This is a genomic window from Streptomyces seoulensis (assembly GCF_022846655.1).
In the GTDB taxonomy this organism is placed as follows: domain Bacteria; phylum Actinomycetota; class Actinomycetes; order Streptomycetales; family Streptomycetaceae; genus Streptomyces.
Genome location: NZ_AP025667.1, coordinates 847467 through 860616, shown reverse-complemented (window position 1 = coordinate 860616; position 13150 = coordinate 847467). Strand labels below are relative to the sequence as shown.

Here is a 13150-nt window from a genome sequence, read left to right as displayed (position 1 = left end):
CCTTCGAGGGGTGCGGCGGGCCGGTGACCCGACGTACCCGCGGGGAAACAGTTCGTGTTGTGACACGGCTGGCGGGTGCTCGGGCTTACGGGCGGGGGGTGATCGGCGATTACCCTGTCTCTCCGGCCCCTGCGCAAAGTGATCGGCCGACCCCTGCCCGACTCATCGGAACGCGAGATTCATGACCGTCAACGACGATGTCCTGCTTGTCCACGGCGGAACCCCGCTGGAGGGCGAGATCCGTGTCCGCGGTGCGAAGAACCTCGTGCCGAAGGCCATGGTCGCCGCCCTCCTGGGCAGCGCGCCCAGCCGCCTGCGCAACGTCCCGGACATCCGTGACGTGCGGGTCGTGCGCGGCCTGCTCCAGTTGCACGGCGTGACGGTGCGTCCGGGCGAGGAGCCGGGCGAGCTGATCCTGGACCCGACCTACGTCGAGAGCGCGAACGTCGCCGACATCGACGCCCACGCGGGTTCCAGCCGTATCCCGATCCTGTTCTGCGGCCCGCTGCTGCACCGACTGGGTCACGCCTTCATCCCCGGCCTCGGCGGCTGCGACATCGGCGGCCGTCCGATCGACTTCCACTTCGACGTGCTGCGCCAGTTCGGCGCGACCATCGAGAAGCGTGCGGACGGGCAGTACCTGGAGGCCCCGCAGCGGCTGCGCGGCACGAAGATCGACCTGCCGTACCCGTCGGTGGGCGCGACCGAGCAGGTGCTGCTGACGGCCGTACTGGCCGAGGGCGTCACCGAGCTGTCCAACGCGGCCGTGGAGCCCGAGATCGAGGACCTCATCTGCGTACTGCAGAAGATGGGCGCGATCATCGCCATGGACACCGACCGGACGATCCGCATCACCGGTGTGGACTCGCTGGGCGGCTACAACCACCGCGCCCTCCCGGACCGCCTGGAGGCCGCGTCCTGGGCTTCGGCGGCGCTGGCGACCGGCGGCAACATCTACGTCCGGGGCGCCCAGCAGCGCTCGATGATGACGTTCCTGAACACCTACCGCAAGGTCGGCGGCGCCTTCGAGATCGACGACGAGGGCATCCGCTTCTGGCACCCCGGCGGCCAGCTCAAGTCCATCGCGCTGGAGACGGACGTGCACCCCGGCTTCCAGACCGACTGGCAGCAGCCGCTGGTGGTGGCCCTCACCCAGGCCACGGGCCTGTCCATCGTCCACGAGACGGTCTACGAGTCCCGCCTCGGCTTCACCTCCGCGCTGAACCAGATGGGCGCGCACATCCAGCTCTACCGCGAGTGCCTGGGCGGCTCGGACTGCCGCTTCGGCGCGCGGAACTTCCTGCACTCGGCGGTCGTCTCCGGCCCGACCAAGCTCCAGGGCGCCGACCTGGTCATCCCCGACCTGCGTGGCGGCTTCTCGTACCTGATCGCGGCCCTGGCCGCCGAGGGCACCTCGCGGGTCCACGGCATCGACCTGATCAACCGCGGCTACGAGAACTTCATGGAGAAGCTCGTGGAACTGGGCGCGAAGGTCGAGCTGCCGGGCAAGGCGCTCGGCTAGGTCCCACGCAGAACGCGAAATGGGCGGTCCCCCGATCGGGGGACCGCCCATTTCGCGTTGTCGGGGTTACTTACCCTTTGCCGCTTCCTTGAGCTTCGAGCCCGCGGAGACCTTCACGCTGAAGCCGGCCGGGATGTTGATGGGCTCACCGGTCTGCGGGTTGCGCGCGGTCCGAGCGGCACGGTGGGTGCGCTCGAAGGTCAGGAAGCCGGGGATGGTGACCTTCTCGTCGCCCTTGGAGACGATGTCGCCGACGACCTCGGCGAACGCGGCCAGCACGGCGTCGGCGTCCTTGCGGGTCACCTCGGCGCGGTCGGCCAGCGCGGCCACCAGCTCACTGCGGTTCATGTTCTTACTCCCGTGTTCTTCTTGCCAATGAGGCGTGAGGTGAGATCGATGCCGATGCGCTCGCGCCCAGAGACGCATCCTGCCCCTACCTGCGGCGGGAAAGCCAATCCGGCACCCGTAGGAGTCATGAGAACACCCTAGGGAGTCACACGAAAAGCGCCTGCCCCGCCGACACCCTAGAGGGCGTCACGACCGGGGAACCGACGACTCGCCGTAGGGGAGGCTGCGTCGGTCCCACAACCTCCCCGACCCTACGGCAAGCGGTGCTAAGACGCCGCAGCCGCCGCTCCGGCCGCCTTGGCGGCCTCACGGACGGCCCCGGCCACCGCGCCCGCGACCTTGTCGTTGAAGACGCTGGGGACGATGTAGTTCGGGTTCAGCTCGTCCTCGGTCACCACGTTGGCGAGCGCCTGCGCGGCGGCGAGCATCATCTCGGTGTTGACGGTGCGGGACTGGGCGTCCAGCAGACCCCGGAAGACACCGGGGAAGACCAGCACGTTGTTGATCTGGTTGGGGAAGTCGGAGCGGCCCGTGGCCACCACGGCGGCCGTCTGCCGGGCCACGGCGGGGTCGACCTCGGGGTCCGGGTTCGCCAGTGCGAAGACGATCGCGCCGTCCGCCATGGCGGCCACGTCGGCGCCGTCCAGGACGTTCGGGGCGGAGACGCCGATGAAGACGTCCGCGCCGCGCACGGCCTCCTTGAGGGTGCCGGTGAGGGCCTCGGGGTTGGTGTTGTCCGCGATCCAGCGCAGCGGGGAGTCCGAGGGGGCGTCCACCAGGTCCTCGCGGCCCGCGTGCACCACGCCGTGGATGTCGGCGACGACGGCGTTCTTCACGCCCGCGGCCAGCAGCAGCTTCAGGATGGCCGTACCGGCCGCTCCGGCGCCGGACATGACGACCCGGATGGACTCCATCGTGCGGCCGGTGACGCGCAGCGCGTTGGTCAGCGCGGCCAGGACGACGATGGCGGTGCCGTGCTGGTCGTCGTGGAAGACGGGGATGTCCAGGGCCTCGCGCAGCCGGGCCTCGATCTCGAAGCAGCGCGGCGCGGAGATGTCCTCCAGGTTGATGCCCGCGAAGCCCGGGGCGATGGCCTTGACGATCTCCACGATGGCGTCGGTGTCCTGGGTGTCCAGGCACAGCGGCCAGGCGTCGATGCCGGCGAACCGCTTGAAGAGGGCCGCCTTGCCCTCCATGACCGGGAGCGCGGCCTTGGGGCCGATGTTGCCGAGCCCGAGCACGGCGGAACCGTCCGTCACGACCGCAACGGAGTTGCGCTTGATGGTCAGGCGCCGGGCGTCCTCGGGGTTCTCCGCGATCGCCATGCAGACACGCGCCACACCGGGCGTGTAGATCATGGAGAGGTCGTCGCGGTTGCGGATCGGGTGCTTGGACTGCATCTCGATCTTGCCGCCGAGGTGCATCAGGAACGTACGGTCGGAGACCTTGCCGAGCGTGACGCCCACGATGCCGCGCAGCTCTTCGACGATCTCGTCGGCGTGCGCGGTGGAGCTGGCCGCGATGGTGACGTCGATGCGGAGTTTCTCGTGCCCGGACGCGGTGACGTCGAGGCCGGTGACCGAGCCTCCGGAGGACTCCACGGCGGTGGTGAGCTGCGAGACGGCCGTCCCGCTCGCTGGCACCTCCAACCGGATGGTCATCGAGTAGGAGACGCTGGGCGCCGTTGCCATGGCCGACTTCCTCTGCTTTCACCGTGTCGCGTGTTGTGCCGTCCGATCGTCGCACCTACCGCCGAGTACGTGGTAGTCGCCCCCGATTGCGGACGTTGTGTTCTCGGGGGTGTCCCCAAGACGAGAGGCCCACGTCACAGGTGACGTGGGCCTCTCGCATACGTTCATGACACCGACCCGCCATGCTCGCCTCGCGGCAAGTGGTCGCTCGTAGCGACGAAGGTTGGGCCCGGGGGCTTGGATCGGGCCGGTGCCACGACAAGGCTAACAAACGGACGCCGGGGGGCATTCCCCCGTGCGCGCGGTTTCGCGGGCCTCAGTCCCGCAGCAGGTCCGGGACCCCGGCCGCGTCCGGCTCGTCGCGGTCGCCGGAGACGACGGTGAGCTGCTGGGTGGCGCGGGTGAGGGCGACGTAGAGCACACGCAGGCCGGCCGGGGACTCGTCGGCGATCTCCGCCGGGGAGACGACCACGGTCGCGTCGTACTCCAGGCCCTTGGCCTCCAGGCTGCCGAGGGCCACCACGCGGTCGCCGAGCCCGGCGAGCCAGCGGCGGGCCTCCTCGCGCCGGTTCATGGCGACGACGACGCCGACGGTGCCGTCGACCATCCCGAGCAGCCGCTCGGCCTCCGCGCGGACCGTGTCGGCCAGGGAGTCCCCGACGACCTGGAAGCGCGGCTGGACGCCGGTGGAGCGGACGGCGCGGGGGGACTCGGAGCCGGGCATGGCGAGGGCGAGGACCTTGGCGGCCAGCTCGGCGATCTCGGCCGGGTTGCGGTAGTTGACGGTCAGCTCGAAGCGGCGCCGGGGTCTGGAGCCCAGGGCCTCGTCGCGGGCCCCGGCCGCCTCGTCGGGGTCGGACCAGGAGGACTGGGCGGGGTCGCCGACGACCGTCCAGGTGGCGTGCCGGCCCCGGCGCCCGACCATCCGCCACTGCATCGGCGTGAGGTCCTGCGCCTCGTCGACGATGACGTGCGCGTACTCGGTGCGCTCCTGGGCCAGGCGCTCGGCCCGCTCGCGCTGGGTCTCCTCGCGGACCGGCATCAGCTCCTCCAGGCCGGTGAGGTGGTCCAGCGGGTCGAGTTCGCGCTTCTTGCGGGGGCGGGCGGGGGCGCCCAGGATCGCCTGGAGCTCGTCCAGCATGGCGATGTCGTGCACCGAGCAGCCGTCCCGCTTCAGCGCGCGGGCGACCTTGCGGACCTCGCCGGGGTTGAGGACGCGGCGGGCCCAGCGGCCGAGCCGCTTCTCGTCGGCCATGGCAGCGAGGACGCCCTTGGGGGTCAGCTCGGGCCACCAGGCGTCGAGGAAGGCGATGAACGAGTCCTCGTCGGCCACGTCGTCGTCGAAGGAGGCGCGCAGCTCGGCGGCCAGCTCGGGGTCGGTGTGCCGGCCGGAGGCGCCGGACTTCGCCCACAGGGCGTCCAGCAGCAGTTTGCGGGCGCGCGGGCGGAGCAGGTTGACCGGGGCGGTGCCGCCGAGCGCGGTGCGCCGGACGTTCTCCAGTTCCTCGGCCTCCAGTTCGAGGCGCCGCCCGAAGGCGACGACCCGGAGCCGGTCCGGCGGGGTGCCGTCCCCGACGCCGAGTTCGAGGGCGCCGCGCGCGGCCCGGCGCAGCACCTTCAGCATCCGGTACGAGCCCTTGGCGCGGGCCACGGCCGGGGAGTCGTGGAGCGTGGCCTCGACACCGTCGACCAGGGAGCCGATCGCGCGGATGGCGACCTGGCCCTCCTCGCCGAGGGAGGGCAGCACGCCCTCGGTGTAGGCCACCAGCAGCGGGGTCGGCGAGACGATCAGGATGCCGCCCGCGTAGCGTCTGCGGTCCTGGTAGAGCAGATAGGCCGCGCGGTGCAGGGCGACGGCGGTCTTGCCGGTGCCGGGGCCGCCCTCGACGTAGGTGACGGAGGCGGCGGGGGCGCGGATGACCTGGTCCTGCTCGGCCTGGATCGAGGAGACGATGTCCCGCATCGTGTGCCCGCGGGCCTGGCCGAGGGCGGCCATCAGCGCGCCGTCGCCGATGACGGGCAGTTCCTCGCCGTCCAGGGTGGCCTTCAGCTCGGGGCGCATCAGGTCGTCCTCGACGCCGAGGACGCGGCGGCCCTTGGAGCGGATGACCCGCCGCCGCACGACCCGGCCGGGGTCGACGGGGGTGGAGCGGTAGAACGGCGCGGCGGCCGGCGCCCGCCAGTCGATGACCAGCGGGGAGTAGTCCTCGTCGAGGACGCCGATCCGGCCGATGTGCAGGGTCTCGGCGATGTCGGCGGTGCTGTCGGGGCGCACGGCGCCCTCGGCGGGCTCGACGGCGGTGTACGCGCCGTCGGGGCCCTTCTTGCCGTCCTTGCCCTGGAGCAGGTCGACGCGGCCGAAGAGGAAGTCCTCGAACTCGTTGTTGAGCCGGTTGAGATGGATACCGGCCCGGAAGACCTGGGCGTCCCGTTCGGCGAGCGCGCCCGGTGTACCCACATGGCCGCGCTGGGCCGCGTCGTGCATCAGGAACTCGGCCTCGTGGATCTTCTCCTCGAGCCGCCGGTACACCCGGTCCAGATGTTCCTGTTCGACGCTGATCTCTCGGTCACGGACGGAGTCGTGTGCGTCGTGTACCGAGAGATCCGCGGGATGCTGAACCTGAGCGGCCACCGGGCCCCCTTCTGACGTGCTGGGCAGCCGTCAACCGTACGCGAAGAGGACCCGGCAAAGCTACGCGGGCGTGATTCTGAGCGGCTACTAGGCGTCCACTTGGACGAGCTTCTTCCCGTCGAGGGTCATCACGTCGAAGTGGTCGATCTCGTTCGGCTGGAGCGCGGTGCCGCCCCCGATGAACAGCGGGTTGCGGGCCTGCTCGGTCTTGGCGTCCGGGATGCCGTAGCCGTCCGCGGGCACGCTCCAGGAGCCGAGCGTCTGCCGCTCGCCGTTCTTGCCGACCGCGATCAGGGAGCACTTCAGCTCGCCCTTGACGCCGCCCAAGCGCAGCACGGCGTCGGTGCCCCAGGTCTTGCCCTGCATGGCGACGGTCGCGGAGACACCGGTGCCGGCGTCCGTGCCGGTGACCTTGTCGGGCAACTGGTCGAAGTGGTCCTTGGCGGAGGCGGCCAGCGGGGTCGCCGTCTGACTCGTGCCACCGCCGCTCACCGACATCACGGCCACCGGGCCGCCGATGATCAGCGCGGCCGCGGCCGCGACCAGGTAGAAGCCGCGGCGCCGCTTGCTCGCGCGCCGCTCGGAGACCTCGTCGACCAGCCTCTCGACCAGCCTCGGGGTCGGACGCGCGGACAGCGACTCGCCGATGACAGGGGTGCTGCCGGTGCCGGGCAGGTCCGCGAGGGCGGCCAGCATGGGCTCCATCCCCGCGAGTTCGTCCAGTTGCTGGGCGCACCACTCGCAGCCGGCGAGATGGGTCTCGAACGCGGTCGCCTCGGTGTCGTCGAGGATCCCGAGGGCGTAGGCGCCGACCGTCTCATGCTCGTTCGGCACCGGAGATCCCTGCATGGGGCCAGACATACCCGTACCGCCCGCGCCGAATCCTCGCATTCCTCCGTACACACCCATCACGCCGTCACCCCCCGCTCCTCCAGCGCCAGCTTCATCGACCGCAGGGCGTAGAACACCCGTGAGCGCACCGTGCCGCTGGGTATCCCGAGGGTCTGTGCCGCCTCGTTGACCGTACGCCCCTTGAAGTAGGTCTCGACGAGGACCTCCCGGTGGGCCGGGGTCAGGTCGTCGAGCGCGTCCGTCAGCGTCATCAGCCACAGCGCCTTGTCGATCTCGTCCTCCGCGGGGATGACCTCCAGCGGCGACGGATCGACCTCCTGCGGCCGGGCCTGCCGGCTGCGGTGGCCGTCGATGACGATGCGCCGGGCGACCGTCACCAGCCAGGGGCGTACCGAACCGGTCGCCCGATTGAGCTGGCCGGCGTTCTTCCAGGCACGGATGAGGGTTTCCTGTACGACGTCCTCGGCACGCTGCCGGTCACCGGCGACCAACCGGAGGACATAGGCGAGGAGTGGTCCGGCGTGCTCCCGGTACAGGGCACGCATCAACTCCTCGTCGGGTTCCGACGACTGTGAGGGCTGCGAGGACATGCGATGTCGGGCCCTCGATCCACGTTCATTGGCCACGGCCGCATCCTTGCGCACGCCCACCTCCGGTGTCCGGGGCTTGCCCCCGTCGGTCGCTCGCCCATTCGTACGGGGCAGGAGGCGCGGTTGTTCAAGGTGAGGTGGTGTTTTTCTCAGTGGCGGTGTGACGAGCGGGACATGCGCGCACATTCTCACCGCGCGATCTTTACATTTCCGACACGCTGTCAAGTGAGCGGGAACTGCCCTCACTTGAGTCCGGGCAAACGCGGTGTCGCGCAGATCACATACTTCAAGTGGATGTGTCTTTCCGGCACTTGGCCCGTACCCGGACGTTCAGGACCGCGCGAGCGCGACCCGCCTGCGGTGCCGCGCGACCCGCTCCCGGTTCCCGCACACCTCGCTGGAGCACCACCGCCTCCGGCGCCCCCGGGAGGTGTCGAGGTACAGCAACGAGCAGCCGTCCGCCTCGCATTCGCGCACGGCGGCCCGCGCCAGGGGGTCGGTGAGGAGGTCGACGGTGTCGCGGGCGAGGAGGGAGAGGAGGGCGGCGCATCGCGGCGGCTCGGCCAACTCCCGCTTCAAGCGCCCCTTTTCACCGGGTACGGCATGGATGGCCGGGGGTGCGGCCGCTTCGGCCGCGCGGTTGATCCGGTCGAGCGAGTCGAGAGGGGTGCAGGTACGCGCTCTGACCAACCGATCGATGTGCAGCCGCAGTTCCCGGAACCCGGCGACCCAGCACCCGTCGACCCCCTGGAGCGGCGCTCCGACGGGCACCAGCCCGGCTCCGGCGATCCACCCCGCCAACTCCGCGGCCGTACCGATCCGTTCCGCCGGATGCGCGGTGGCCAGCAGGTCCAGGCAGGACCGCCCGGCGTCGAATCGTGGCGTACCCGGTCCCATGCGTCACGTCACCGCCCAGGCAGGAGACTCTTCTCGCTCCCCTCCACAGTGCCCGCCCGGCCCGGCGGCCGGAACCCCTCGCGTCAGACGGCCCGGTGGCGGCTGTCCCGCCGTGCGCGCCCGTCCGGCCACAGCCGCGGATTCCTCCTGGCCGCCAGGTCCTCCGCCCAGCCGAAGGTGACGACGCAGGCGCAGATCAGAGTCCAGGTGAGGGCGAGGACGGGCCAGGGGCTCTCCAGGAGCCAGGGGCAGCGTTCGTCGAGGACGTCGTAGCGCCAGAGCTGGTCCCAGAGGGTGGAGGCGACGAGGATGCAGAGGTTGTGCCAGATGTAGATCGTCACCGCTCGGGAGTTGAGCAGGGTGATCAGGCGGTCGAAGGGGCGCAGCAGGCGGGGCCACTCGGTCCAGACCGGGCTGATGTGCAGCAGGAGCAGCACGGTGGCCAGGGACCACAGGGACTGGGCGAACGGGATGTCGTCCAGGTCGTGCCCCTGCCGGAAGCCGTGCGTGAGCGCGTACCAGAGGCCCGCCCCGGCGACGAGCGGGGCGGCGGAGGGCACGACGTAGCGCGGGATGCGGCGCAGTACGCCCTGCTGGTGTGCCATGCCGAGGATCCAGCAGGCGCCGAAGGTGCTGAAGTCCGTCAGCGCCGACGGGACGCGCTCGCCGGGGAGCTGGAGGTGGCCGAACTCGAAGGCGGCGGCCAGCGCGATCGGTGACAGCACGGTGATCCACGGGATCGCCTTCAGCGCCCTCAGCAGGACCGGGGAGAGCAGCACGAACCACAGGTAGGCGCGGATGTACCAGAGCGGTCCGGCCAGCTCGGCCGCCCAGTCCGGGCCGAGCACCCCGTGGACGCCGGGCAGCGTGCCCGCGTACGGCGGGTCGCTCAGCGGGAGTATCCAGAAGCCGAGGTGGGCGAACCACCAGCCGGGATGCCCCTCGGCGCCGGGGCGCCAGCCCTGGAGCACCATGCCGGACACCCCGAGCGCGCCGAGCAGCCACAGCGGGGGCAGCAGACGGCGGAGCCTGCCGCGTACGACGCCCAGGGCGGGCCGCTTCAGCGAGCGGGCCATCAGGCTGCCGGCGAGGGCGAACATCACGCCCATGGACGGGAAGACCACGGGCAGCCAGGCCCAGCCCATCAGGTGGTAGAAGACGACGCGGAAGAGGGCGAGGGCGCGGAGCAGGTCGAAGTAGCGGTCCCGGACCGGGGCCCGCCGCTGTACGGGCTCCGGCACCAACTCCGGCGTCGGTGTCGTCAGTTCGTGTGACGTCGTCATCGCAGTGCTCCTTCGGCCGGGACCGGGGCCGACACCCCGCCCTTGCGGCGCAGCTTCTGCCAGCGCAGCCGGCCGCCGGTGAGTGCCGTGATCCAGGACTGGAGCAGCACGACGTACATGAGCTGGCGGTACAGGAGTTGCTGGAGGGGCAGGGAGATCAGCGGGGTGAGCCGCTCCCGGTCCAGTGCGAAGGCATAGCCCGCGCAGACCGCCTGGACGGCCAGGACGGCGAACCAGGACGCGATCGTCTTGCCTGTCGGGCCGAAGACCAGGCCGTAGACCAGGAAGATGTCGATCAGCGGGGCCAGCAGCGGGGCGACCACCATGAACAGGGAGACCAGCGGCAGCCCGACCCGGCCGAACCGCCCGGAGGGCCCGCGTTCGAGGACGGCCCGGCGGTGTTTCCAGATGGCCTGCATGGTGCCGTAGGACCAGCGGTAGCGCTGGGACCAGAGCTGCTGCACGGACTCCGGGGCCTCGGTCCAGGCGCGCGCCTTCTCCGCGTAGACGACCCGCCAGCCGTCGCGGTGCAGGGCCATCGTGATGTCGGTGTCCTCGGCGAGGGTGTCGTCGCTCATCCCGCCGACCCGTTCCAGCGCGGTGCGGCGGAACGCGCCCACGGCGCCGGGGATGGTCGGCATGCAGCGCAGCACGTCGTACATGCGGCGGTCCAGGTTGAAGCCCATCACGTACTCGATGTGCTGCCAGGCGCCGATCAGGGTGTCCTTGTTGCCGACCTTGGCGTTGCCCGCGACGGCGCCGACGCGTGGGTCGGCGAACGGCTGCACCAGCTCGCGGACGGTGGACGGTTCGAAGACGGTGTCGCCGTCCATCATCACGATCAGGTCGTGACTGGCGTTCGCCAGCCCTCGGTTGAGGGCGGCGGGCTTGCCCGCGTTGTGCTGCCGGACGACGCGTACGCCGGGCAGCGCGAGCCCCTCCACAATGCGTGCGGTGCCGTCGGCGGAGCCGTCGTCGACGACGATGACCTCCACCGGGTGCTCACCGCCGACCAGTGAACGCACGGTGTTCTCGATGCACTTGGCCTCGTTGTACGCCGGCACCAGCACGGTCGCCGGTTCGGTGACCGGCTCGGGGCCCCAGCGGAAGTCGCGGCGGCGGGTGCGGCGGGCGTGCGCGGCGGACAGCAGCAGCATCAGCCCGAACCGCCCGAAGACCAGCACGCCGACGACGGCGAGGCCCGCGACGAGCACGGTGGTGATGCCGTCCGCCGCCCCGACAGCCGCGATCCACGCCTTGCCGGTCCACAGCCCGACCCCGGTGACGGGTGTGTCGCCGCTCGGCGCGTTCAGCGCCTGGGTGAGGGTCTGGAAGCGGTAGCCCTCGGACTGGAGCCGGGGCAGCAGGGTGTCGATGACCTTGACCGTCTGGCTCCGGTCGCCGCCGGAGTCGTGCATGAGGACGACCGCGCCCTTGCCGTTCTCGGGCGTGGCCCGGCGGATGATCTCCTCGACGCCGGGCCTGCGCCAGTCCTCGCTGTCCCGGTCGTTGAGCACGGTGAGATAGCCCCGGCCGCCGATGTACCGGGTCACCGGCCAGGACCGGTCGTCCATCGCGGAGGCGAAGGAGGAGTACGGCGGCCGGAACAGCGAGCTGCGGATGCCCGCCGCGCCCGCGAGGGCCAACTGCCCCTGGGACAGCTCCCAGTCGACCCGGCGCTGGGACTGGTAGGAGAGGTCGGGGTGGTTGAAGGTGTGCAGGCCGACCTCGTGGCCCTCGGCCACCATGCGCCGGACCAGCTCCGGGTAGCGGGAGGTCATCGTGCCGGTCACGAAGAACGTGGCCCGCGCGTGGTTCCGCTTCAGCGCGTCGAGGACCTGGGGCGTCCAGGTCGGGTCGGGGCCGTCGTCGAAGGTGAGGACGATACGGCGCTCCGGCACGCGGAGGCTGTCGGTGCGGCCGCCCCGGGTGTCGATGACGGGGCCGCCGTCGGTGATCCGTTCGGGCACCTGCCCGCTGGGCGCCTCGGGCCGTACGCGGTGGTCGGCGAGGAGTTCGTTGTGGACGTAGCCGTGCAGCATGAGCATGGCCAGCGTGGCGAGCAGCACCAGGAAGGCCAGCAGCGGGCGCAGCGGGAGCCGGCGCCGCCGGGGCAGCGCCCGGCGAGCGGTTCGCGGAGTCATCTGGTTCTTCCGGTCGAGGACGCGGCGCGTCATCCGGCGGCGGGACGGCCGGCCGAGCCCTGGGGCTGCGGGCCGCCCGCGCCCGCCGGGGACTCGGTGGCGGCCGGACTGGGCGCGGTGGTGCTCGGTGCCGGGGACGGCACGGTCGAAGTGGTCGCGCTGGGCGCGGGCTTCGGGCTGCCGCCACCGGGCGCGGGCGGCGCGGACCGGCCCGGGGTCGGGCTCGCCGCGGCGGGCGGCCGGGCCGCCGTGGTGCCACCGGCGGCGGGACTCGGCCGTCCCGGTACGGGTACGGCGGCGACGGTGGCGGGCGCGGTGCCCGGCGCCGCGGGTGCGGTTCCGGTACGGTCGCGGCCCTTGCCGCCGGGTGCGGCCGGGGCCGAGGCGCTGGGCACGGGTGAGGTGTCGACCCGGCCCGCGGGCTTGTCGTCCTTCTGCGGCACCGGCAGCCAGGGCGCGTCGGAGCTGCCGGAGAGCAGGGTGACGCCGATGACGACGGCGTAGCCCGCGCAGAGCCCGGCGACCAGCAGGCCGAGGCGCCGGAAGGTACGGCTGCGGCGGCCGGACTCGTCCACGAACACCGGGCCGTCGGAGGCGTCGGTGCCGGCTGTCCGGTCGGCGGGCACGGCACCGTCGGCGGCCACGGAGTCGAGCTGGACGGTCACCTCGTGCGGATCGTGGGCTTCGCGGCCCACGGAGTCGCGGTCCGGCTGGGCGGGCAGCATGGCCGTCCGCTCGGTTCCGGAGGGGCGGAAGTCGGCCGCCGCGCGCGGGGTTCCCGAGCGCGGGAGCAGGGCCGTCGAGTCGGCCCCGGCCAGGGCGGCCGGGCCGCCCCGGAGTATCTCCGTCGCCGCGAACAGCCGGGCGTCCGACGGCCTCACGACGCGCGGGAACGCTGTGCGTCCACCGCCCGGCGGGGCCCCACGGCCCGGAGCGGCATCGCTCTCCACGACGGTTCCGGTTTCCGGAAAAGCCTGCGTGGAACCCCCTGTCACCTGCATGTCTATTGCCGCCGATGCCACATCGGGCCATTCCGGTCGACGGTTCTCTCGCCACTGTTCCACGTGCGCACATCCCCCCACGGGACTGTTCCGGGGTGCGCCGGCGACACCGAGCACGCGCCGGCCGGACCAGGCCCCCACCCGGTCCGAACGCCCCCCTCTACCCCAGTGCTCGGGTCCCCGAATGTAG

The 13150-nt window shown here is 71.8% G+C and carries 10 protein-coding genes; 1 reads left to right on the top strand and 9 read right to left on the bottom strand.

Annotated features, from left to right (window positions below; genetic code table 11):
- Positions 1 to 181 precede the first annotated feature (181 nt).
- Positions 182 to 1522 (top strand): UDP-N-acetylglucosamine 1-carboxyvinyltransferase, encoded by a 1341-nt coding sequence (murA, locus tag HEK131_RS03980; RefSeq protein WP_031182632.1) that lies wholly within the window; start codon positions 182 to 184, stop codon positions 1520 to 1522.
- A 66-nt stretch (positions 1523 to 1588) separates the two neighbouring features.
- Here the strand turns inward: murA and HEK131_RS03975 are convergent, their stop codons facing one another.
- From HEK131_RS03975 to HEK131_RS03935, 9 genes are all read right to left on the bottom strand, one after another.
- Complete coding sequence (locus HEK131_RS03975; RefSeq protein WP_018549700.1) at positions 1589 to 1870, bottom strand: HU family DNA-binding protein; 282 nt, start codon at positions 1868 to 1870, stop codon at positions 1589 to 1591.
- Between the two features lie 266 nt (positions 1871 to 2136).
- Positions 2137 to 3561, bottom strand: coding sequence for an NAD-dependent malic enzyme (locus HEK131_RS03970; protein ID WP_244333686.1), 1425 nt, complete (start codon positions 3559 to 3561; stop codon positions 2137 to 2139).
- A 316-nt stretch (positions 3562 to 3877) separates the two neighbouring features.
- The gene (locus HEK131_RS03965) at positions 3878 to 6193 is read right to left on the bottom strand and encodes a HelD family protein (RefSeq protein WP_217462441.1); all 2316 of its coding nucleotides are present in this window, start codon (positions 6191 to 6193) and stop codon (positions 3878 to 3880) included.
- Between the two features lie 87 nt (positions 6194 to 6280).
- Positions 6281 to 7102 carry an anti-sigma factor family protein gene (locus HEK131_RS03960; RefSeq protein WP_279614242.1) on the bottom strand — a complete coding sequence of 274 codons (822 nt, stop codon included), beginning with the start codon at positions 7100 to 7102 and terminating at the stop codon, positions 6281 to 6283.
- Entirely contained in the window at positions 7102 to 7695 is a 594-nt protein-coding gene (locus HEK131_RS03955; protein WP_030810966.1) for a sigma-70 family RNA polymerase sigma factor, read from the bottom strand. Before HEK131_RS03955 ends, HEK131_RS03960 begins: the two co-directional genes overlap by 1 nt.
- A gap of 270 nt (positions 7696 to 7965) precedes the next feature.
- Entirely contained in the window at positions 7966 to 8532 is a 567-nt protein-coding gene (locus tag HEK131_RS03950; protein ID WP_244333685.1) for a CGNR zinc finger domain-containing protein, read from the bottom strand.
- 83 nt (positions 8533 to 8615) lie between these two features.
- On the bottom strand, positions 8616 to 9815 hold the full coding sequence (locus HEK131_RS03945) for an acyltransferase family protein (RefSeq protein ID WP_244333684.1): 1200 nt from the start codon (positions 9813 to 9815) through the stop codon (positions 8616 to 8618).
- On the bottom strand, positions 9812 to 11959 hold the full coding sequence (locus tag HEK131_RS03940) for a bifunctional polysaccharide deacetylase/glycosyltransferase family 2 protein (RefSeq protein ID WP_244333683.1): 2148 nt from the start codon (positions 11957 to 11959) through the stop codon (positions 9812 to 9814). The genes HEK131_RS03945 and HEK131_RS03940 overlap by 4 nt, the downstream gene beginning before the upstream one ends.
- A 29-nt stretch (positions 11960 to 11988) precedes the next feature.
- A complete protein-coding gene (locus tag HEK131_RS03935) occupies positions 11989 to 12840 on the bottom strand; it encodes a hypothetical protein (RefSeq protein WP_244333682.1) in 852 nt (283 codons plus the stop codon).
- Between the last annotated feature and the right edge of the window lie 310 nt (positions 12841 to 13150).